The organism is Rickettsia endosymbiont of Hedychridium roseum (genome assembly GCF_964028255.1).
GTDB lineage: Bacteria > Pseudomonadota > Alphaproteobacteria > Rickettsiales > Rickettsiaceae > Rickettsia > Rickettsia asembonensis.
This window is the reverse complement of record NZ_OZ034753.1, coordinates 654,869-676,305: the sequence shown is the minus strand read 5'-3', so window position 1 is coordinate 676,305 and position 21,437 is coordinate 654,869. Positions and strand designations below refer to the sequence as shown.

Sequence of the window (21,437 nt, the reverse complement as noted above, 5' to 3'; positions counted from 1 at the left end):
TGTAGAAAGTTAGATGAAAAAAATTATTATAGCAATTTCCGGAGCATCAGGTGCTATATACGGTATTCGCTTGCTTGAAGTACTAAAAGAGCAAAATATTGAGACTCATTTAGTGATTTCAGAGGGAGCACTTCTCACCATAAAGCTCGAAACTAAATATTCCATAGATGAAGTTAAGTTTCTAGCTGATTATTGTTATGACGATAAAGATTTAGGTGCTAGCATTTCAAGCGGTTCTTTTAAAACCTTTGGAATGATAATAGCCCCTTGTAGTATGAAGACCTTAGCAAGTATCGCTCACTCAATGGAAGATAGTTTAATTAGTAGAGCGGCAGGAGTTGTACTTAAAGACAGACGAAAACTTATTTTAATGACCCGTGAAATGCCTTTGCATATCGGACATTTAGAAAATATGTTAAAAGTTGCAAATTACGGCGGGATAATAGCACCGCCCGTGCCGGCTTTTTATAATAATCCTGCAAGCATAGATGATATAGTGAATCATTCTATTACTAGAGTTTTAGATTTTTTCGATATTGAAACTAATTTAATTAAAAGGTGGGGGAGTGTTTAATTAAAAATTAGTTCTAAATATAATAATAGTACTACAATCATTTTTAGTATAGAATATAATTGTAGGTTAATCTTAATGATTGCGGTATCCATATGGTAAATAGTGCTAAAATAGCTACAGACGGTAGAGTCTCTATACCGGCTGCTTATAGGAAACAATTACATTTAAAAGAAGGGGATAAAGTAGTATTTACTCTTAAAGAAAATGAGGTGGTAATTTCTCCATTAAGTTTTGTGTTAAAAAAAGTCCATACTAATATCAATAAATACTACTCTTCGGAAGAAAGTTTAGTAGATAAATTGATCGCTGAACGTAGAAATGAAGCAAAAAATGAATAATGTAATATTTGATGCGTCAACCTTATTGGCTCTAATAAAGAATGAAAGCGTTAATATAGAATTAAAAAAATTATTAGGAAATGTATCCATGTCTTCTGTTAATGTTTCTGAAGTAGCCGGAATTTTATTAGAATCTGGAATGTCATATCAAGAATGTAAGAATTATATAGAGCCATTTGTAAATTCTATTGTACCTTTTGATGAGGAACAATCTTTTCTTGCTGCAACTATAAAAAAACAAACTAGACATTTAGGCTTATCGCTTGGAGATCGTGCTTGTATTACACTATGGTTAATTACCGGCTATCCTATATACACGGCAGATAAAGCATGGGCTAATGTGCAATTAAATTGTAAAATTATACTTATTCGTTAAGTAATAAATAAAATGACAAATACACTAACTGATGACGAAGATAATTTACCTATACCAAGGGTTTTACCTTCAAATGTTCAAGCAGAGCAAATGCTACTTGGGGCGATTTTAACCAATAATGAATTACTAAATTACGTATCGGAATTTTTACGTGATGAACATTTTTTTGAGCCTATTCATCAAAAAATCTATAACGCAATTGAAAAAATTATCGAAAAAGGTTTGATAGCTACACCTATTACTTTACGTAGTATGTTAACTCAAGATGAACTATTTCAAGAAATAGAAGGAACGGAATATTTAGCAAAATTGATAACTATGTCAATGATGGTAATAAATCCGATTGATTACGGTAAAATAATATATGATTTAGCAATAAAGCGTAATTTAATAAATATCGGTGAAGAAGTAGTAAATAATGCTTATAATTCTTCATTAGAAGTTGAAGCAAAGGAACAGATTGAACATGCCGAAGCTAAACTTTACGATTTAGCTAGCGAAGGCTTAAATGAAAAAAGTTTTACCAAAATCGGTATATCTATTTCAGAATCCCTTGCTAGCATCAATAGAGCTATGAAAAATAACGATCACGTAATCGGTATATCTACAGGTTTACTTGATCTAGATAATAAATTATTCGGCTTTCATAATTCCGATCTTTTAATTCTCGCAGGACGTCCGTCGATGGGTAAAACGGCATTTGCTATAAATCTTGCACTTAACGCTTGTAATAATATGCGTCTTAAAAATATTAGGGATAATCAAGAAATTCAGTCGGTAGGTTTTTTCTCTTTAGAAATGTCCTCAGAACAGCTAACCACACGTCTACTTTCAATGTGTGCAGAAATTGATTCTACCTCTCTTCGTACAGGGATTCTAGGTGAAGAAAAATATAACCGCCTTCGCAAAGAAGCAAACACTTTATCGGAATTACAATTTTTTATCGATGATACCCCTGCTCTATCTATTTCCGCTATAAGAACAAGAGCTAGAAGAATGAAACGCAAACATAATCTCGGTATATTATTTATCGATTATTTACAATTAATTAGAGGAGTAAGTAAATCTGAAAATAGAGTTAGCGAGATTTCAGAAATAACCCAAGGTTTAAAGGCAATAGCAAAAGAGTTAAATATTCCGGTTATTGCGTTATCTCAGCTTTCAAGAGCGGTAGAACTACGTGAGGATAAAAAACCTATGTTATCCGACCTTAGAGAATCAGGAACTATAGAACAGGATGCTGATATAGTAATGTTTATTTACCGTGAAGAATATTATTTAACAAGAAAAGAACCGGCAGCAGGCGATGCTAAACATGCCGAATGGTTAGATAAGCTCAATAAAGTATATAATATTGCCGATATAATTGTTGCAAAACATCGTAACGGACCGGTTGGAAATGTTCCGCTTTATTATGATAGTCAATTTTCTAAATTTGGTAATTTGGAGAAAAGAACTTTTAACTCTGTTTAAATCAGAATTGCCTTAACGTCATTGCGAGCGACTAAAGGCGTTGTTGCATGGATCGATTTATGTCATTCCCGCATGGCATTGTTGCGTGGCTCGGTAAATGCACTTTATGTCATCCCCGTGAAAGCGGGGATGACATCGGAAAGCTACAAAATGTCAATTATTTCATCAAAATTTTCACGTCGTTTATTTTTTTCTACCCATTTTATTGCTTTATCAAGCACCTCATTATTATTGTTCTTATAAAGCCACATCTCATTATCAGGAATAAACTTACCGGGCTTTATTATTATAGTACCATCACTTAAGGTTAAAACTTGTATCTGTTTTCCTGCGTATTTTTTTCCTAATGAGATTTGCCCGTTATTTCCCACATATTTAATTGTTTTTATATTTTTTTCTACTATCATAGTATTTAATAGTTAATTTAGTTACTATATTAACAAGTTCATAGCCCATTATAAGCATTCCGACAATTACGCATATAATAATTAGATATTGTTTTTGCAATTCAGGATAATAAAAATTCTTTATCTTTGCTTTATATAACAGATAAACCGGTAATAAAATTGCAATTATTACAAGAATCATACCGGCAAATCCTAAAATTGTAATAAAAGCATTAGGTACTACTACTGCTACAATATAGGCCGGTAATATAGTAACAATAGAAGAGGTCATATTACGAATTACTACATTCGGTATCGAATTCATAAACATAGTTTTAAGGGAATCACATAGCCCTACTCCTACTCCGAGTATTGACGTAGCGATAGCAAGAGTTGAAATTATCCAAACTAATAATTGTATGGACTGCCATTTTGCTATATTACTTAATTCCTTAATTAAATCTCCGACTTCTACATTACTTGTAATCATTTGTTGATAAAATGTTGGATTATTATGATGTACTACAATAAGAATACTACAAGTCCAAATTATATATACTATTGCAGGAATTAAGCTTCCAAATAAAAACGCCGTCTTTAGCATTTTAGCATCTTTGTTACAATAATTAGTTAAGGTATGGAAAATTACTTGGAAACCAAACGAAGTAAAAACTACCGGAATTACTACGCCCCATATAGATATTTCTTTATAATTTGCTGAGAATAAAGGTAAATTGTCCCACTGAATCATGGAAACAAGTCCAATAACTAAAATTGCAATTATTATAAGCAATCCGATAAATAGCACTCGATTTATATAATCTACTAACTTTAGAGGTAATAATAATATTAGAATGCTAATAATAACATACCATGCTCCTATATAAGTTATACTTGTATCTAAAGCTAATAACTTCTGTAATATTGAAGAACCTCCATATATAAATACTGCAAGTAAAGCATATGAAAGGAGCTTAAGGCTTACCGTACCGATGATTTGAGCAGTATGTCCTGAAAAATACTTTCCAAGCATCCCCAGTGTTAAGCCTTTACCCGCTTGAAGATTAAGCTCCAGGTTAATTAAAGAAGTATAATACATTATAAACCAAATTATAAACATCAATATTATACTAGGTATTATACCTAATTTTGCTAATACCATAGGCAGTGCTATCATACCGCTACCTATACAAGTACCTGAAATTAACAGGATTGAACCAATAAGTTCTTGCATAATTTAATGAAAGTTAGATTGAAGAAAAAAGTATGTAATTTTTGCTAAAAAGAAAATCAGCTAAAAAAAGAAGATAAGATTTTAAAGGAAAAAGTTTTGATAAGTAAAATTAACATTCGTGTAATTTTGTTAAAGCATATGTAACGATATAGTATAATTATATTAATTATTTATGTCAAATTATTAATATTGCTTTTTAGGGGTATTTTTATATATTCTTATTAGACATCTTCCCACACTTCGCTTCTAGAGGTAATTTATACGTCGATCCGGTACTCACATCCTCTCGTATGTCTTTGCGGTGCTGCGTTCCGTGTCTCCTTTAAATTCCTCTCTATAAGCTGGTTTGGAAAGATGTCTATTGAAATTTACTATATTTAAAAATGCAGAGATTAGCCAAAATAATTAGTAATGCAGGAATATGTTCTAGGCGTGATGCTGAAAAGCTGATACTCGAAGGGCAAGTAAAAGTAGACGGCATTACAATTTTATCACCGGCTACAAATGTTGATATTAGTAATCAAATTGAAGTATCAGGCATATTAATCAATCAATCGCAAAAACCAAGGCTTTGGATTTATTACAAGCCTGTCGGTTTAATTACCACTCACAAAGATCCCTTATCTCGTAAAACGGTATTTGAGCATCTAACCGGCTTACCTCGTGTTATTTCAATAGGTAGGTTGGATTTAAATAGCGAAGGTTTGTTATTACTAACTAATAGCGGTGACTTAGCTCGTCAGTTTGAGCTACCCTCAAATAGGTTAAAGCGAGTATATCATGTTAGGGCATATGGGAAGTCTGATATTCTACTAAAAAGTGATTATAAAAATTTAGAAATTGACGGGATATTTTATAATCCTCATTCGATAAAGTTACTTAAGCAAAATAAGAGTAATTCTTGGTTTGAAGTAGTTTTATTTGAAGGAAAAAATCGTGAAATTAGAAGAATATTCGAGTATTTTGGACTAAAAGTTAACAAATTAATTAGGATTCAATATGGTAATTTTACAATAGATAATCTAAAACCCGGAGCTTATAAAGAAATAAATAATAAAATACTGGAAAAAATAATTAGTAATGTGTTATTATTAATGCATTTTAACTAATCATATAGAAAACATATGACAAATCTTAATATATATAAATGTGAAGAAAAAGACTTAAACGATTATCTTGGTTATATAAAAGATAACCCTAGTGTCTCATTAAATAATTTTATCAAAAATAAATATTTCGCTGAAGATAATGATAAAATTATTATTACTAGCTTAGAAAATATGGAAATTAACGCAGATTTAGTCAATGCTAATTTCCAAGGTACAATATTAACAGATGCCGTATTTAATAATTGTGACTTAACAAATACCATATTATGTGATTCAGATTTAACAAATGTAAAATTTAATGATTGTACATTTATCGGTACCGACTTTAGAGGAGCAAATCTTCATTACACAGACTTTAATTATAAAGATTATGATTATGATAACTATAAAATCCCCAATCTAAAAGATAAAATACGAGATATAAAACTATCTTTTTCAGATCTTGAAAGACTAAATAAATATATAGATAAGGATTTAGAAAAAGAACGCATTAAAGAAGTAGTTATAGATGAAACTACAAATAAAAAGAAATATATTCTAGCTACGGAAGACGAAGAAACTTTACATACAGTTAAATCAAAAGAGCTAAAGACTAAGCAAGAAGAGTTAGAAACTCTAAAGCAAAACCTAGATAATCCTGGGATTGCTACCAATCTTTTAAATGCTTTTTGGAATAGTGCAGAAACTATTGCTCAAAACCGACAAAACGAACTAGGAAAAATCAACAAGTTACAACATGAAGTAAATAAACTAGAAACTGAAATATATGCTTTAGATAACCTTAGAATGTTCTGCGGTAACGGTCTTGCAGATATTTTTGAACAGCTAAAAAATGAAGAAATACAAATAAAACTAGACCCATCATATATTATAGGTTCGACTGCCAAAGAGCGTGATATACCGAAAGAATATATAAAATTAACTTCTGCCGAATTTGATCTATATTTAGCTGAAGCAGCAAAACAATCTGACATAAAATTATCTCTTACCGATTTTGTTAGAAAACAAAAAAATCTTTCAAAAGATACACATATAATCCCTGATCTTTCAGAAATTAATTTATCAGGTAAAACCCTTACTAATCTTAACCTGAAGAATACATTATTTGCTTCAGCTAATTTAGAAAATATTAAAATTTCGGATTGTAATTTAGATTTTACTAATTTTGAAGGAGCTAATTTACAAAATGCCGTTTTTCAAAATGTTACAGCTCGTAACGCAGGATTTCTTTTTGCTGATCTTAAAAAGAGCAAAATTGAAAATAGTAATATGTCGAGAGCTTACATGCCTAAAGTAGATTTATCTGAAGCAGAAGTAACAAATAGCAAATTTAATGCTGTTATGATGGTTAATGCCGATGTCGAAAAGTTAATTATTAAAGATTCAGAATGGAAAAATTCTAATCTTACCGGTATATCACTTGCTTATGCAGATATGCAAAGAGTTCAAATGCAGGGAGTAGTTTTAAATAATGCACTTCTAGATCAAGCAAATATAGTTTCTACTGATCTTGAAAATGCTTTTATGAATAATGCACGTGCGTTAGAAGCAAAATTCAAAGAGCAATGTAACATGCAAGGCATAACTGCAAGGAATGCTTATTTTAGCGATGCTGAATTTGAAAATATACTATCTTTAAAAGAAGCTGACTTAAGAGAAGATATAATGCAGCGTGTCAAACTTAAGAACGCTGATTTAACAAAAGCAAAGCTTGATAAAGCAAATCTTGAATATGCCGATCTTACAAACGCTACGCTTACTAATGCAACTGCACAATTTGCTAAGTTAAGTAATGCTACTTTAGAAAAAGCAGAAGCTGAAGGATTAAATATTTCTGATGCTATTGCTAAAAATATTAATGCTAAGGAAGCTAACTTTAAAAATGCAATTATGCAGCGTGCCGATCTTACTAAAGCCGATTTCACTAAAGCGGTGCTTGAAAATGCCGATATGCAAGCAGTAGAAGCATTTGATGCTATATTTAAAGAAGCAAATCTAAAACAAGCAAATCTAAAAGCAGCAAATCTAGCTGGAATTAATAAAGAAGGAGCAGATTTTGATAAAGCAAAAATCAACGATGCTACAAAGGTGCATGATACTAAAGGCGAGGCTAAAGGGAATTTAGATCATCAAGATAAAGACGGTAAAAAAACATCTGTCAATGTTAACGAACATGCTAAATTACAAGATAAAATTCATGCAAGAGAAAAAAGTGGTTGGTTTCTGAAAACCGGAGTAGGACAGCTTTGTACAAAAATTGCTAAAACTACTACATCAGGAATTAGCAGCGTAACAAATTTTTTAGCAAGTAAGAAATTTTTAGTAGGGCTTGCCGTAGTAGCGGGTCTTGCAGTAGCAGCTGCACCTTTTGTAGCGATGCCTGTATTATTGGTCACCGGCACGGCCCTTGCTACTAAAGCTGTTATTCTAGGAGCAGGTATTTTAGCCGGAGGTCTAGTCGCTACCGAAACTTATAAACTTACTCAAAAACCTTTACGCAATCTTCAGAAATCATTTGAAAATTTGACTAGCAGTATAGATAAATATATCTCACCGCCTCCTGAAAATATTGATGAATTAGTAACAGAAAAACAACAAGCAAGACAAAAAGCTGAGACAGAAAAATCTAAAGAAAGGGAAGAAAATTTAAATAATGTAAATAATAGTATTGATAAAGCTAAAGAACAAGATATTTTAAAACAAGCACAAAATAATTTAAACCAGGAAACGCCAAAAGTAGAAATAAAAGAAAAGAAAGATACAACTGTAGAAAAACAACAAACAGAGCCTGGTAAATTTGCAGCAAAATTTAAGCCTAACACTAAAGGCAAAGGATTTGTCGAAAAAATAAAGGACGAAAAAAAAAAACCAAATTCAACAAAAGAAGCATATAACTAAATAAGTGTTAAAAATAATATCCGGTAAATATAGAAACCAAATTATACCTACCGCTAAAAATATCAAATATCGACCTTCCACCGGTAAGCTCAAAGAGGCAATATTTAGTATATTAACCTCCGGTGAGTTTACCGGTAATAAATTATTTAACGAAACTACCCACATTCTCGATTTATTTGCCGGTAGCGGTAGCCTTGCTTTTGAAAGCCTATCAAGAGGAGCAGGTTTTGCTACCTTAATTGATATTAATACATCCTCATTAAAAATAGCAGAAGGATTTGCTAAATCTCTAAACATTGAAAATAATGTTAATTTGGTTAATATTAATGCTTTAAATCTACCGAAAGCAAATGAATCATTTGATCTTGTATTTATAGACCCCCCTTATCATAAGGATATAGTGCCTAAAGTAATGAAATTGCTGATAAAAAATAACTGGCTTAAAGACGGTACTATCATAGTTATTGAGATGGCTAAACTAGATGATTATGCTTTAGATGAAAATATTGAAATTTTACGTGAAAAACTATATGGTAAGAGTAAGCTACTGGTTTTGAGATTTACTGTCATTCCTGCGAAAGCAGGAATCCAGTAAGAAATTATAAAAACTTATTTTTATATATTTACTTCGTCAAGTATGTAATAATTAAGACTATTTTTGTGGATTCCTGCTTTCGCAGGAATGACATAGGAACGCTTCACAATGAATCATAGCTTAAAAACATGACCAAAGACAAGAAGCATTATATCTGTTCTAACTGTGGAAATACTAGTCCTAAATGGTCGGGGCAGTGCTTTGACTGCGGTGTATGGGGTAGTATTGTCGAAGAGATAGTAAGCACGAATAAAGCAATTGTTAAAACAGGTAGCAAACAAGATTTCGATAAGCTTTCAGGTCACGTAGCCGAACAGTTACGCATCCCTACCCCTATAGGCGAATTAAATAGAGTACTAGGTGGCGGTTTGGTGCTTGGTTCTGCTATATTAATAGGAGGAGACCCTGGCATAGGCAAATCTACTTTGTTACTACAACTAGCAGCAAGTAACTTTGCATCAAAGATGAATTGCTTATATATAACGGGCGAAGAATCATTAGACCAAATAAAATTAAGGACCATAAGGTTAAATCTAACTAACTATAATACCGATATTTTAGCAGCCACTAATTTGGAAGATATTATTGCGAGTATAGAAGCTAATAAAAATAATATTGATTTAGTAGTGATTGATTCTATTCAAACAATTACCACAAAAGGATTATCTTCGCCTCCAGGCACTGTTTCACAAATTCGTACATGTGCAAATGAACTTGTTAATTATGCTAAGCAAAACAATATAATTATTTTACTAAGCTGTCACGTAACTAAAGACGGTCAGCTAGCAGGTCCTAAGATACTTGAGCATTTAGTTGATACCGTATTATATTTTGAGGGAGATCATAATAATCATTTCCGTATTTTACGTTCATATAAAAATCGTTTTGGCGGTGTGGGTGAAATAGGCGTATTTGAGATGAGCGGCAGCGGGCTTATTGAAGTAACAAATCCGTCTGAACTATTTTTGATGAAGCGAGAGCAGAACGTTATAGGTACGTCTATTTTTGCAGGAATTGAAGGCTCAAGACCGTTACTTATGGAAGTACAAGCCCTCATAGTACCTTCAAATATGGTAACTCCTAGACGCTCTGCGGTGGGCTGGGATGCTAATAGATTATCAATGATACTTGCCGTGCTTAGTAGTAGGATAGGACTTAATCTTGCTAATTATGAAGTATATTTAAGCATCGCTGGAGGGCTTAAAATTGCCGATCCTGCTTCGGACCTCGCAGTAGCAGCGAGTTTAATATCTGCCGCAACAGGAAAACCGGTTCCTGAACAAAGCGTTTTTTTCGGCGAAATAAGCTTATCGGGTGAGATAAGAAAAACTGCAAAAGCAGAAACAAGAATAAAAGAAGCCGTAAAGCTTGGATTTAATAAGATTATCTGCTCTAAGCTTGAGAATTTAACGTATGACTTTATATCTTCCGTCTCACATTTAAAGGATTTAAAAGAGATAATCAAATGAGTATAGTCAAATCAGTTGGATTTAATTACAAGGAGCAAGGAGCGAAGCCTATAACTAATAGGAGTGCGACGAGTGACTCGTTCAGTGAATTCAAATCATTTGACTATATAGTTTATGAAATAAGAAATTTGGAAGAAGCACGTAATTTTTTATCTAGTGTAGAAGAGCAGTTGATATTAACAAATCATGCCTCTAGCGTAAAATATTACGGTATGCTAGCAATTGATTACATGTTTAAAATTTTAAATAAAGAATTTCCGAAAAAAGTTTTAGAGCTTACCGTAAATGTAGGAGAGGATCACGCCGCTTTATTTACTGCAATCAAACTAGGATACAATAATATAGTATATACAGGGGATTCTAAGGAAGCTAGAGGGTTATTGGGTGGAGTGAAAAAACACTCTATGTCATGCCGTGACCCCGCCACGGTATCCAAAAAAAATTAAAAAAGACTGGATACCTCAGGTACAAGCCGCGGTATGACACCAAGGAAAAACTATGAATATCAAAGATGTAGGAGTAATAATTGCTAAAAAACCTTTGAAAGAAAATACATTTATTATTACGGTTTTTACTAAAAATCATGGTTTATATTCGGGAGTTGTAAAAGAATCTTCTAAAAAAAGCAAATTTATATATCAAGAAGGGAATATTGTAGATTTTCTTTGGCAGGCAAGACTACACGAACATATCGGCATGACTAAATGCGAACTCATCAAATCTTACACCGGTTATTTTATCATAAATAAAGCTAAATTATATGCCTTTAATTCCGTTATATCTTTAATCAAAGAGTTATTTCATGAGAGAGAAGAACATTCTAATTTTTTTTCATTTCTAATTAACTATTTAGATAATTTATCAAAGAATTTTTGTTTTCGTGATTATATTAATTTTGAGCTGGCTTTACTTGCCGAGACGGGTTATAAGCTTGATCTTACCAAGTGCGGCATGACTCATGTTACAACTGATTTAACCTATGTATCACCTAAATCAGCTAGAGCATTATCATATGAAGTAGGGAGGCCTTACAAAGATAAATTATTGATTTTACCAAAATTTTTACTTTCAGATGATAGTGAGATTACATTAGAAGAAAAAAGGCAAGCTTTAACCTTAACAAACTATTTTTTTAATAGATATTTATTTCATAATAATAGACAAGTTGAAGCACGCCAAATTTTTATTGAATTTACTATAAATAATTCTTAAAGATTCTATATTTTTACTTTTATTTTTCTTATTTGATGATATACTTATTTAAGTAATTACTTAAATAAGTATATGACATGACTAGATTAAGCATAGATATACCAAACGAATTACATCACTTTCTTAAAGTTCACACTGCACATAAAAATGATACTATTATGAATTTTGTAAGAGAAGCGATATATCATAAAATAGAACAGGAAAAAGAATTAAATGCAGAATCAATAAAAATATTAGAAGAATCGGCAAAAAGTTTAAATATTAATAAATATTCTTCATATAAAGAAATGTATAAAAAGCTTAATTTAATATGATTCTGCAAACTTCTGGTATTTTATTCTATGTCATTCCCGCGAAAGCGGGAATCCAGTTGAGTAAAGCTTCTTAAAAGCTTTACTCAAAAAGAAAACAATATAATAAAAAGACTTTTTTAGCCTAGATTCCTGCTTTCGCAGGAATGACATAAGAGATTTTTCAAAAATTTTCTGGTACACTACACATGTACCGGCACCCATAGTGACTTATTTAAATAATAATCTATGAAAATACTAGCATTTGACACAGCCAATAATACTGCATCGGTAGCAATATCCGAAAATGAGAATATTCTGGCATATATAGAAGAATTACGCCCTTCTATGCAAGCAGAGAATCTCATGCCGATGATAGAAGACGTGATGAAATCAGCTAAATGTTCATATGATGATCTAGATTATTTAGCGGTAACTAGCGGGCCGGGTAGCTTTACGGGCATTAGAATAGGACTTGCTAGTGCTAAAGGTATATTATTTGCCAAGGAAAATATTAAAGCAGTAGCGGTTAGCAACTTTGAATATGCCTACTTTAGAGCCATAACTCAAGTTAAAGATTATGATAAAATATATGTCTTTTTAAACGCTTATCGCTCACAGCTTTATATGCAAGTTTTTCATAAATCAGAAAAAATAGAAGAGCCGTTATTGATAGATTTCGAGTATGCTATAAAACTGCTTGCAAAAGAGAAAGGTAATATAGTGTGCTGTGGTAGCGGGCTTGAATTTATATATCACCAAATTATACATTTACCGAATATAATAACCTTGCCACGTTTTGCACGAGTTAAAGCATGGGTTATTTGTAGATATATTGCTAGTAGATTATCGAGCGGTATGAAGTTAAATAGCTCTATCGAACCGCTTTATATACGCCCGCCTGATGCTAAAATAGCAATAAATTACGTCGTTCCTAGTTAAAAGCAACCTTGTTGCATGGTTTGTTTTATGTCATTCCCGCGTAGGTGCGAAAGTATTGTTGCGTGGACCGAAAAATCCGTTCGGTGTCATACCGTGGCTTGACCACGGTATCCAAAAAACAATAAAAATACTAATAATTTTAGTATTTTTAATTGGATCCCGCTACAAGCTCGCGGGATGACAGAGGCGAAATTGATCCACGCAACAATGCCCCGCGGGAATAACATCAAGTAGGTTTTTTGATTCATGCAACAAAATTACTAAAAGCAGGAATCCATTTTTTTGTCTACCGTATGTGTGAAATAAGATAGGTTGACATAAGAGCTTTATTATACGTATACTACATCATCACTTTCATAATCAAAGAATCCAAAATCATTACCTGATAACTTCGTAGTAAAATCACTATTAGAGAACCCTACTTGATTGTCTGATACTTCTATTTCATCTTCACAATCAGAGAACCCGGAATCACTATCAGATCCTTCACCTGATTCTTGCTTTGCACACTTCTTGTCATGTATTAAGGTTATTATTTGTCCAACTAATGATTTCGATAAATCATGATTACCCGAGTCAATAATATCAATGATTCTTTCTAGACTTTCATCTGAAGCGTAAGAAATTATTGTTGCTAGTTTATCATTTGAAATATTACTTATGATTCTTACTAAATTTTTATTTGGAATAATATCAAAATTTTCTGCAAGCTTTTCTTCTCCAGCTAAAATAATTATATTTTTAAGCCATTCATCAGAAATATCCTCATTTGATAATTTTTTTAGTTCCTGCTCGGTAAGTTCTTCTAAAGAAAGATTATTAGGATTTTCATTAAATAATTTATCCAACTTATCTTGTGTAATTAAATCTATTACTTTTTCAATATGCTCAGGCATAATATAATTAACTAGTTTTTGTGCTTGCTCATCGGAAATATTATTAATTAATTCTGCCAATTTTTCATATGTCATCTTTTCAAAAACTTCATCTAATTCATTTTCAGGCGTGTTTAAAATTTCTTCTACATTATCAGAAAGGGTTTCAAGCTGATCTAAGAGATTAAATGTTTCTTCAGCATTATTATTTAAATAAGAAAAAACTTTATTACTCACAAGATTAAAAGTTTCAGCAACTTTAGAAGAAAGAATACTAGATGTATTTTTTATAATATTAAAACTCTTTACTCCAAAATCATAAACTGTTTTTAATGATGAACTAAATGTACTGAAAAAGCCTTTACTTTCAGCTGTGTTAGTTACTTTTTCTCTACCATCAAGCTCATTCATAATATCAGTATATTTGATTTGAGAGATGCCTAGAGTATCTGGCTGACCTTTTACTGCTTCTTGTAAGGTTGTTTTAGAATTTAAAAAAGGATATTTAGCTTGAGCTTCTACTATTTTTTTATTACATCTTGCACTTTTTTCGTCATACTGCTTAATCAAATTATCTAACAATGCTAAAAAATCAGTATTTTCTTCTTGATTAGTAATTTGCTTTGGATAAGTTATAAACTCAAATTCATCGTTAGCAAGATAAGAAGCCGGCTTTGGAGAAATATTATGTGGGATTAAATTTTGTAACTTATTAAAAATTGATGTTATTGCCATAATTCTTCCTCATTTCTTATTATAATAATCAGCGTTGCATTATAATAGAAATTATGAGGAGGTCAAGATAAAGGCTAATAATTATTAACTTTTTATTATATTTTGCTTAAAATTAATTAATTTATCAAAAGGGATATTCTACTAAATGTTATTCGCACGAAAGCAGAATATTGTTGCGTGGACCGGTAAAACCCAATGTGTCACCTAGTTCGCTTGCCCCATAGTACCGGACAATTTTTGTTCTATGTCATTCCCGCGTAGGCGGGAATCCAGTAAAATAAAGCTTTTTTTTAAAAGCTTTACTTTACAAAAACTATGTAATAAAAAATCTTTAAAATTAAAGATTTTTTAGTCTGGATCCCCGCTTTCGCGGGGATGACATCGGGATCTTTTAAAAAAATGTCCGGTACTATTGGCTTGACCACGGGGTCCATAAAAACAATAAAAAATACTAATAATTTTAGTATTTTTAACTGGATCCCGTGGTCAAACCACGGGATGACAGAGGTGAAATTCATCCACGCAACAATGCCTTGCGGGAATGACATATAATAAAAATTCTACTATAATTGTCTCTGTTCTTGAACTAGCTCAAAAACTTCAACTGTGTCTCCTTCTCTAATATCTTCGTAATTTTCAAATGCTATACCACACTCATATCCTTCTCTAACTTCTTTAACTTCATCTTTAAAGCGTTTTAAAGTTTTGAGCTTTCCTTCATGAATGACTACATTATCACGTAATAAGCGTACGCCCGCTCCTTTCTTAATAATCCCTTTAGTTACATAGCTACCGGCGATTTTACCGACTTTGGTAATATTGAATATTTGTCTAATTTCTACGCTTCCGATATATTGCTCTCTAACGATCGGATCAAGCATACCGCTCATAATAGCTTTTACGTCATCAATTAAATTATATATTATACTATAATATCTAATATCGACTTTTTCTTTTTCTGCAGCAGTTAAAGCATTTGCCCCTGCTCTAACGTTAAAGCCGACAATAATAGCTGAAGAAGCATGTGCAAGAGATACATCGGATTCCGTTATCGGACCTACGCCGCTATGAAGTATACGAAGCTTTATTTCATCACTCGGTAATTTTAATAAGCTACCTGAAATAGCTTCAACCGACCCTTGGACATCACCTTTAATAATTAAAGGTAATTCCTTAATTTTACTATTACCGGAAGCTTTTAAAAACAAATCTTCTAAACTTGAACGCGGTGCAATAGATATTTTCTTTTCTTTAGCAAGACGCATTCTATATTCAGCTATATCTTTTGCTTGTTTCTCATTTTGTACTACGTTAAATTTATCACCGGCAAAAGGTACTTCGTTTAAGCCTTGAATTTCTACGGGAACAGACGGTGTTGCTTCCACTATTTCTAGTCCCTTATCATTAGCCATCTTTTTAACTTTACCGTAAGAGCTACCTGCTATTATAATATCACCGTTTCTTAAAGTACCTCGTTGAACTAATATAGTGGTTAGCGTTCCTCTTCCTTTTTCGATTTTTGACTCGATTACAACACCGGCAGCCGAACCGAAAGGACTCGCTTTTAAATCCTGCATTTCTGCAATTAATAAAATTGCTTCTTCAAGTTTATCTAAGTTAATTTTCTTTAGTGCCGAGATAGGAATAACCATAACGTCACCACCTGCCTCTTCGCCTATAATTTCGTGGACATATAATTCGTTCTTTACACGCTCAATATCAATATCAGGCTTATCAATCTTATTAATAGCTACAATTATAGGAACGCCCGCTGCTTTCGCATGATTAATTGCCTCAACCGTTTGCGTTTTGATTCCATCATCTGCTGCTACCACTATAATAACTATATCCGTTACTTTAGCACCTCTTGACCGCATTTCCGAAAAAGCCTCGTGACCCGGAGTATCAATAAAAGTAATCGCTCTACCGTCTGCAAGAGTTACTCTATAAGCCCCGATATGCTGGGTAATTCCTCCAGTTTCACTTGCAGCAATATCCGTAGATTTAAGAGCGTCAAGTAATGATGTTTTACCGTGATCTACATGCCCCATTACTGTAACAACCGGAGCACGCGTTCTCAAATCTTCAACCTTATCATCACTAATTAAAACATTTTCAACATCCGATTCTTGAACTCTTTTTACCGTATGCCCTAAATTTGTTGCAACTAGTTCCGCCGTATCGGCATCTATTGTTTGGCTGGCATTTGCAAGAATACCGAGCTTCATTAATTCTTTAATTACATCTGCTACTCTTTCAGACATAGCATTTGCAAGATCGCCGACTCCGATAACTTCCGGTATCGTCACTTCTCTATATACTTTTTCAGGTGCTTGTGATACTAATTTACGCTTTTCTTTTTCTCTAGCTCTTTTTATAGAAGCAAGACTTCTAGTTCTAGTTCTACCGCTACCGCTTTCATCGTCGCCAAGCATATTGAAAAGATCGGCTTTTTTGAATTTTTTCGGTTCTTCTAGCTTAATTTTTGGTGCGACTACTTTATTATCTGCTGTTTTATCTAATTCTTTCTCTGATTCTATCCCGTAACGTGTTCGCATTCCTACTAAAGGAGACTTTACAAAAGTTTCTTCTTTCTTTTTAGATGTTTGTGGCTGTATATCTTCGTTATTTTGGACAGTTTTAGCACTAGCTTCTACTTCAGTTTCTAGCGTTTCTATTTTTGAGTTAGCAGACTGGTTAATACTTGCAAGTTTACTTAAAGTGCTTATTTGTGAAGGGTCATTTAATTTAGATTGCTCAGCAGCTTTTTTAAGAATAGATAAACGTCTGTTAAATTCTTCCTTATTAGCATCAATAGCAGTTTGATCTAAGCTATTTCTTTCTTTATTTAATGAAAGGGTAGTAGTACTACCGGTAGAGCTTTTTCTAACTTCTACTAGCGTTTTAGATTTAGCATTAACAAAGCTTTGAGCTCCTGTAAGAGAGTCAAAAGACTTATTAAGCGATAATTTTGAATTGCCAAGTGTCAACTTTTTGGGTTTGATTTCCTGGTTATCCGTCATATTTAAAACCTTTGTGTTTCTGTTTTTTCCGTCTACTACTTATTATGTCATTCCCGCAGAAATGTTGCCCGCATGGATCAGTTTTTCTCGTCATTGCGAGGAGGCTTTGTTGCATGGACCGGTTTTCTATTGTCATCCCGCGACTTGATCACGGGATCTAGTTAAAAATACTAAAATTATTAGTAGTTTAAATTGTTTTTATGGACCCCGTGGTCAAGCCACGGGGTGACAATAAAAAATCTGGATTCCCGCCTATGCGGGAATGACATCGAGCATGTTTTTTGATTCATGCAACCACCCTTTCACAGGAACGACGTACATTCTCATCCTCTAACTATCCTTTAATTCACCATGCTGTCTAGCAGTTTTAATCAGCAATTTAATATTTTCGTCCGTTATATTAGAATTTGGAGCTAAATTTTTAAATTCATTTACGCTCATCTCTCCTAAATCTTCTATGGTCTTTATACCATATTCGGCAAATTTTAATATTAATTCAAGCGGTAATTCTAATATATCTATTAATTCTTGCTCAACTCCCAGATCCTCTAGCTTTTTGATAATCTTTTCATTCTTAAGATCGACGTAATTAATAGCTCGATTTTTGATCTCTACGGCAAGTTCTTCCTCAAAGCCTTCGATTCTTGTTAAAGTACTAACTTCACTAGTTGCGATTTGTTCTACCGAATTAAATCCCGTTACCGATAAAAGCTGACCTATAACTTCTTCAACATCTAAAGCTTCCATAAATAATTCCGTAGAAGTTAAGAACTCTTCGTTTCTTCTTTTTGATTCTCGCTCTTCGGTCATTATATCGATATTCCAACCTGTAAGCTTAGAAGCTAAACGAACATTCTGCCCTCTTCTACCTATTGCAATACTTTGATTTTCTTGCGAAACTACTACTTCTACCTTATGCCTATCCTCATCAATCAAAATTTTTGTAATTTCCCCGGGTGCAAGCGGTGCAAGAGCATTAACTATAAACTGTGCCAGATCATTACTCCATAATACTATATCAATTTTCTCTCCGTTTAACTCATTTGTTATGGCTTTTACTCTATTACCTCTAATACCTACGCATGAGCCTACGGGATCTATACTACTATCCGAAGCAAATACCGCTATTTTTGCTTTTGAACCGGGATCACGTGCTACTGATTTTATTTGAATAATATCTTCAAGAATTTCAGGTACTTCTAGCTTAAATAGCTTAACCAGCATTTGGTTATCTACTCTAGACAAGAAAATCTGTGGTCCTTTTGTTTCTTGCCTTACATCCTGTACATATACTTTTATACGATCATTAGGTTTAAAATTCTCACCCTTAATTAATTGATCTTTTTTTATTATTGCTTCAGCACGACTCAAGTCAACTATTATATCACCGTATTCTATTCTCTTAACTATCCCGTTTATAATTTCGCCTTTTCTATCTTTAAAGTCATGATATTGCTTTTCACGTTCAGCTTCTATAACACGTTGAGTTATAACTTGTTTTGCAGCTTGAGCCGATACTCTAGCATGATCAATCGGTGGTAAATATTCATATATCTCATCACCGATTTTAGCTTCCGGATTCTTTATTAAAGCTTCTTCAAGTGAGATTTGCGTTAAGTAATCTTCTACATCTTCTACTATTTTTAAGATTCTTAAAAGATTTATCTCACCGGTTTTCCTATTTATCTGAGCTTTAATATTATATTCATTACCGTATTTTTTTCGTCCTGCTACTTGTACCGCTTGTTCAACCGTTGAAATCAAAATTTCTTTTGATATTCCTTTCTCACGGGCTACAGAATCTATAATTTGTAAAATTTCTACATTACCTATATTAGACATACATTATCTCTTATTGCTTTAGGTTCTTGCGTACAATTTCTAAAAAGATTTAATTTTGGTTATTTTTTAAAAATACCTCAAAATAGCCAATCAATTAGAAACTTTCACAGAACCTAGTAATTTTTTAAATACTTCTTCAGTTAAAACTAGATTGGCATTTTTAATTAAATCATAATCAATCAGTACTTCTTGTTCTTCAAATTTTAAATATATTTTATTATTTTCGGCTTTAATTATTTTACCCTGATAACGAGTTTTGCCGTTCAATAATTCTTTAAGTTTGATTTTAACTTCTCTTCCTAAAAATCTATTATAATTTTCAAACTTTACTAACGGACGTTCAAGACCGCTTGATGCTACCTCTAAAGAATATGCATCTTCTATTAAATCTTCAACATCTAGAATAGCGGAGATAGTTCTACTTGCTTTAGTACAATCTTCCACAGATATTTTTTCACCGTTTAAGCTATCAATTAATATCTCGACTACTTTAGGGTTAACACCTTTAAACTTAACAAGAACTAACTCAAACCCCATATCCGTCAAGGATTCTTCTATTACGTTTGTTATTTGTTGTTCAATAGTTTGCATATTTGATGTTTATAACAAAAAAGGTGGGATAAACCCACCTATCTATAATTTTTATAATGCTTACCCGTAACGAAAATACACTAATTAGAATATATAAGCAATATTTAACTTTATATTTTTGTAAAACTACATATTTATAGATGGGCAAATACTTGATAACCCATCTTGCCCGCTTAGAGATGGATCATAGTCTCCTCCTGATGAACAAAATTCTTCTATATGAATCTGAGTATACATAACCCACATTTTCTCTTCTAATATATGTTGCACATGATTGTTAAAAGAATGAGGACCGCAAATTTCATAGGTTTTGCCTTTTAACATACCTAATAAAAATTCTTCAGCTATTCTACCGGTATGATAATGTATATTATCGTTCTCATTAATATTATTATAACTATCTTGAGTATAAAATTTATCATAGTGAATTTCAGTATCGCATATTGCTGTAATATCAGTTAATTTTTTTACAGCTGCATCTAATTGAAATGTGTCACTGTTTTTATTTTTAGTAGAGTGAATAATGTGAATAACGGCAGGAAGCTTAACATTTTCTTCATTTGTTATACTATTAATTCTAGAAATAGAATGACTTTCTCCCGACCCGCCGCTGATCAGAACAAGATCTTTATTGTTTTCTATATCCGATTCAATATATGAAGGGTGTACTTTTACTAGCTGATTTTCAGAATCAAATAGATAATTTGTTACAGTTCCATTAGGATTTTTCTTTATTAGACATTCATAATAATAAACTTCTTCATCATGACCGGTTTTTATAACTGTAAATTCACTGTATTTTTCTCCTACTTTAACAGTAATAACTTGCCCATGTTTATGCGGTATTACTTTTTGTTCATTTTGTCTATAAAATTTTATTTTTGCTGTATTTTTATCAGCACTTTCTATTTCAATTTTTATTTTATGACTTTCAAAACTCTCTATATTATACTTTTCTTTTAATTCATCATATTGCTTCTTTTCAGCATCTACAAAATGCTTTCCTACTATATTTAATATTTCCGTTACCAGCTTGTTGTCCTTACCTACATTTGATATAAGCTCTTCAGCAACAGGTTGATATAGCTCTGAAGGAATATTACGCCCTACATGTATACCGACAATTTTTGATACCGCATTTTTAAATTTATGATCATTCTCTAATGCTGATTGGATTACTTCTAAAAGATCTACTTCATCTGTTTCACTACTGTATTCCTTTCTCAGGTTTTTCAGTATTAAAACTATTACTATTAAAAAATTCATTTACCACTGCTTCATATTTAGTTGCTAAATTTCCATAAAAATTTAAAGATTTAGTAATATCAAAATTCTTAAATAGCTCAGCAGCTTTTCTTATTTCTTTCACTATAGTTGTTCTAGACATAATAACTCCTTTTTTAATAATATAAATTTGAAATTTGTATAATATGTATTTAAAATACATATTATAGTAACTAGACTTATATAGACGT

At 32.2% G+C, this 21,437-nt stretch carries 20 protein-coding genes and 3 pseudogenes; 14 read left to right on the top strand and 9 right to left on the bottom strand.

Features of this window, described 5'->3' with window-relative positions; all coding sequences use genetic code 11:
* Nucleotides 1-13: 13 nt before the first annotated feature.
* The 4 genes from AC5587_RS03935 to AC5587_RS03920 all read left to right on the top strand — a co-directional run bounded on the left by AC5587_RS03935 (nucleotide 14) and on the right by AC5587_RS03920 (nucleotide 2,761).
* Nucleotides 14-574 (top strand): UbiX family flavin prenyltransferase, encoded by a 561-nt coding sequence (locus AC5587_RS03935; protein WP_499162924.1) that lies wholly within the window; start codon nucleotides 14-16, stop codon nucleotides 572-574.
* Between the two features lie 92 nt (nucleotides 575-666).
* Nucleotides 667-912, top strand: a complete 246-nt coding sequence (locus AC5587_RS03930; RefSeq protein WP_499162923.1) for an AbrB/MazE/SpoVT family DNA-binding domain-containing protein — start codon at nucleotides 667-669, stop codon at nucleotides 910-912.
* On the top strand, nucleotides 893-1,288 hold the full coding sequence (locus AC5587_RS03925; protein ID WP_410527017.1) for a type II toxin-antitoxin system VapC family toxin: 396 nt from the start codon (nucleotides 893-895) through the stop codon (nucleotides 1,286-1,288). Before AC5587_RS03930 ends, AC5587_RS03925 begins: the two co-directional genes overlap by 20 nt.
* 12 nt (nucleotides 1,289-1,300) lie before the next feature.
* A complete protein-coding gene (locus AC5587_RS03920) occupies nucleotides 1,301-2,761 on the top strand; it encodes a replicative DNA helicase (protein WP_499162922.1) in 1,461 nt (486 codons plus the stop codon).
* A 143-nt stretch (nucleotides 2,762-2,904) separates the two neighbouring features.
* Here the strand turns inward: AC5587_RS03920 and AC5587_RS03915 are convergent, their stop codons facing one another.
* The 3 genes and pseudogenes from AC5587_RS03915 to AC5587_RS03905 form a co-directional block, all read right to left on the bottom strand.
* Nucleotides 2,905-3,168: a hypothetical protein gene (locus AC5587_RS03915; protein WP_410527014.1), complete on the bottom strand. Its 264-nt coding sequence runs from the start codon at nucleotides 3,166-3,168 to the stop codon at nucleotides 2,905-2,907.
* A 115-nt stretch (nucleotides 3,169-3,283) separates the two neighbouring features.
* Nucleotides 3,284-4,324, bottom strand: a pseudogene (locus AC5587_RS03910) (aromatic amino acid transport family protein); the annotation flags it as partial.
* 354 nt (nucleotides 4,325-4,678) lie between these two features.
* A pseudogene (locus AC5587_RS03905) lies at nucleotides 4,679-4,750 on the bottom strand (palindromic element RPE1 domain-containing protein); the annotation flags it as partial.
* A gap of 14 nt (nucleotides 4,751-4,764) precedes the next feature.
* On the opposite strand from AC5587_RS03905, the gene AC5587_RS03900 reads away from it, so the two are divergent.
* The 9 genes and pseudogenes from AC5587_RS03900 to AC5587_RS03860 form a co-directional block, all read left to right on the top strand.
* On the top strand, nucleotides 4,765-5,490 hold the full coding sequence (locus tag AC5587_RS03900; protein ID WP_499162921.1) for a pseudouridine synthase: 726 nt from the start codon (nucleotides 4,765-4,767) through the stop codon (nucleotides 5,488-5,490).
* Between the two features lie 15 nt (nucleotides 5,491-5,505).
* Nucleotides 5,506-8,388, top strand: a complete 2,883-nt coding sequence (locus AC5587_RS03895; protein ID WP_499162920.1) for a pentapeptide repeat-containing protein — start codon at nucleotides 5,506-5,508, stop codon at nucleotides 8,386-8,388.
* 4 nt (nucleotides 8,389-8,392) lie between these two features.
* Nucleotides 8,393-8,983, top strand: coding sequence for a 16S rRNA (guanine(966)-N(2))-methyltransferase RsmD (rsmD, locus tag AC5587_RS03890; RefSeq protein WP_499162919.1), 591 nt, complete (start codon nucleotides 8,393-8,395; stop codon nucleotides 8,981-8,983).
* A 128-nt stretch (nucleotides 8,984-9,111) separates the two neighbouring features.
* Nucleotides 9,112-10,452, top strand: a complete 1,341-nt coding sequence (radA, locus tag AC5587_RS03885; protein ID WP_499162918.1) for a DNA repair protein RadA — start codon at nucleotides 9,112-9,114, stop codon at nucleotides 10,450-10,452.
* A gap of 107 nt (nucleotides 10,453-10,559) precedes the next feature.
* Nucleotides 10,560-10,898: a hypothetical protein gene (locus AC5587_RS03880; protein ID WP_410526937.1), complete on the top strand. Its 339-nt coding sequence runs from the start codon at nucleotides 10,560-10,562 to the stop codon at nucleotides 10,896-10,898.
* A 52-nt stretch (nucleotides 10,899-10,950) separates the two neighbouring features.
* Nucleotides 10,951-11,664 (top strand): DNA repair protein RecO, encoded by a 714-nt coding sequence (gene recO, locus AC5587_RS03875; RefSeq protein ID WP_499162917.1) that lies wholly within the window; start codon nucleotides 10,951-10,953, stop codon nucleotides 11,662-11,664.
* A gap of 77 nt (nucleotides 11,665-11,741) precedes the next feature.
* Nucleotides 11,742-11,978 (top strand): hypothetical protein, encoded by a 237-nt coding sequence (locus AC5587_RS03870; protein WP_499162916.1) that lies wholly within the window; start codon nucleotides 11,742-11,744, stop codon nucleotides 11,976-11,978.
* Nucleotides 11,979-12,203: 225 nt separating this feature from the next.
* Nucleotides 12,204-12,896, top strand: coding sequence for a tRNA (adenosine(37)-N6)-threonylcarbamoyltransferase complex dimerization subunit type 1 TsaB (gene tsaB, locus AC5587_RS03865; protein ID WP_499162915.1), 693 nt, complete (start codon nucleotides 12,204-12,206; stop codon nucleotides 12,894-12,896).
* A 58-nt stretch (nucleotides 12,897-12,954) separates the two neighbouring features.
* Nucleotides 12,955-13,112 (top strand): annotated as a pseudogene (locus tag AC5587_RS03860) (MFS transporter); the annotation flags it as partial.
* A gap of 113 nt (nucleotides 13,113-13,225) precedes the next feature.
* Here the strand turns inward: AC5587_RS03860 and srfC are convergent.
* The gene (srfC, locus tag AC5587_RS03855) at nucleotides 13,226-14,506 is read right to left on the bottom strand and encodes an SrfC family effector protein (protein ID WP_499162914.1); all 1,281 of its coding nucleotides are present in this window, start codon (nucleotides 14,504-14,506) and stop codon (nucleotides 13,226-13,228) included.
* 375 nt (nucleotides 14,507-14,881) lie between these two features.
* On the opposite strand from srfC, the gene AC5587_RS03850 reads away from it, so the two are divergent.
* Nucleotides 14,882-15,058, top strand: coding sequence for a hypothetical protein (locus AC5587_RS03850; RefSeq protein ID WP_499163056.1), 177 nt, complete (start codon nucleotides 14,882-14,884; stop codon nucleotides 15,056-15,058).
* Between the two features lie 11 nt (nucleotides 15,059-15,069).
* Here AC5587_RS03850 and infB read toward each other — a convergent pair whose 3' ends face one another.
* The 5 genes from infB to AC5587_RS03825 all read right to left on the bottom strand — a co-directional run bounded on the left by infB (nucleotide 15,070) and on the right by AC5587_RS03825 (nucleotide 21,349).
* Complete coding sequence (gene infB, locus AC5587_RS03845; RefSeq protein WP_499162913.1) at nucleotides 15,070-17,529, bottom strand: translation initiation factor IF-2; 2,460 nt, start codon at nucleotides 17,527-17,529, stop codon at nucleotides 15,070-15,072.
* 330 nt (nucleotides 17,530-17,859) lie between these two features.
* Nucleotides 17,860-19,371, bottom strand: coding sequence for a transcription termination factor NusA (nusA, locus tag AC5587_RS03840; protein ID WP_499162912.1), 1,512 nt, complete (start codon nucleotides 19,369-19,371; stop codon nucleotides 17,860-17,862).
* A 90-nt stretch (nucleotides 19,372-19,461) separates the two neighbouring features.
* Nucleotides 19,462-19,962 carry a ribosome maturation factor RimP gene (gene rimP, locus AC5587_RS03835; protein ID WP_499162911.1) on the bottom strand — a complete coding sequence of 167 codons (501 nt, stop codon included), beginning with the start codon at nucleotides 19,960-19,962 and terminating at the stop codon, nucleotides 19,462-19,464.
* A gap of 126 nt (nucleotides 19,963-20,088) precedes the next feature.
* Nucleotides 20,089-21,228 carry an FAD-dependent oxidoreductase gene (locus AC5587_RS03830; protein WP_499162910.1) on the bottom strand — a complete coding sequence of 380 codons (1,140 nt, stop codon included), beginning with the start codon at nucleotides 21,226-21,228 and terminating at the stop codon, nucleotides 20,089-20,091.
* Entirely contained in the window at nucleotides 21,170-21,349 is a 180-nt protein-coding gene (locus AC5587_RS03825; protein ID WP_410527901.1) for a hypothetical protein, read from the bottom strand. Before AC5587_RS03825 ends, AC5587_RS03830 begins: the two co-directional genes overlap by 59 nt.
* Between the last annotated feature and the right edge of the window lie 88 nt (nucleotides 21,350-21,437).

What these genes read in the sequence shown, in the direction of transcription:
- AC5587_RS03935 (WP_499162924.1), top strand. Translation starts at nt 14, where the DNA reads ATGAAAAAAATTATTATAGCAATTTCCGGAGCATCAGGTGCTATATAC.
- AC5587_RS03930 (WP_499162923.1), top strand. Translation starts at nt 667, where the DNA reads ATGGTAAATAGTGCTAAAATAGCTACAGACGGTAGAGTCTCTATACCG.
- AC5587_RS03925 (WP_410527017.1), top strand. Translation starts at nt 893, where the DNA reads ATGAAGCAAAAAATGAATAATGTAATATTTGATGCGTCAACCTTATTG.
- AC5587_RS03920 (WP_499162922.1), top strand. Translation starts at nt 1,301, where the DNA reads ATGACAAATACACTAACTGATGACGAAGATAATTTACCTATACCAAGG.
- AC5587_RS03915 (WP_410527014.1), bottom strand. Translation starts at nt 3,168, where the DNA reads ATGATAGTAGAAAAAAATATAAAAACAATTAAATATGTGGGAAATAAC.
- AC5587_RS03900 (WP_499162921.1), top strand. Translation starts at nt 4,765, where the DNA reads ATGCAGAGATTAGCCAAAATAATTAGTAATGCAGGAATATGTTCTAGG.
- AC5587_RS03895 (WP_499162920.1), top strand. Translation starts at nt 5,506, where the DNA reads ATGACAAATCTTAATATATATAAATGTGAAGAAAAAGACTTAAACGAT.
- radA (WP_499162918.1), top strand. Translation starts at nt 9,112, where the DNA reads ATGACCAAAGACAAGAAGCATTATATCTGTTCTAACTGTGGAAATACT.
- recO (WP_499162917.1), top strand. Translation starts at nt 10,951, where the DNA reads ATGAATATCAAAGATGTAGGAGTAATAATTGCTAAAAAACCTTTGAAA.
- AC5587_RS03870 (WP_499162916.1), top strand. Translation starts at nt 11,742, where the DNA reads ATGACTAGATTAAGCATAGATATACCAAACGAATTACATCACTTTCTT.
- tsaB (WP_499162915.1), top strand. Translation starts at nt 12,204, where the DNA reads ATGAAAATACTAGCATTTGACACAGCCAATAATACTGCATCGGTAGCA.
- srfC (WP_499162914.1), bottom strand. Translation starts at nt 14,506, where the DNA reads ATGGCAATAACATCAATTTTTAATAAGTTACAAAATTTAATCCCACAT.
- AC5587_RS03850 (WP_499163056.1), top strand. Translation starts at nt 14,882, where the DNA reads ATGACATCGGGATCTTTTAAAAAAATGTCCGGTACTATTGGCTTGACC.
- infB (WP_499162913.1), bottom strand. Translation starts at nt 17,529, where the DNA reads ATGACGGATAACCAGGAAATCAAACCCAAAAAGTTGACACTTGGCAAT.
- nusA (WP_499162912.1), bottom strand. Translation starts at nt 19,371, where the DNA reads ATGTCTAATATAGGTAATGTAGAAATTTTACAAATTATAGATTCTGTA.
- rimP (WP_499162911.1), bottom strand. Translation starts at nt 19,962, where the DNA reads ATGCAAACTATTGAACAACAAATAACAAACGTAATAGAAGAATCCTTG.
- AC5587_RS03830 (WP_499162910.1), bottom strand. Translation starts at nt 21,228, where the DNA reads ATGAATTTTTTAATAGTAATAGTTTTAATACTGAAAAACCTGAGAAAG.
- AC5587_RS03825 (WP_410527901.1), bottom strand. Translation starts at nt 21,349, where the DNA reads ATGTCTAGAACAACTATAGTGAAAGAAATAAGAAAAGCTGCTGAGCTA.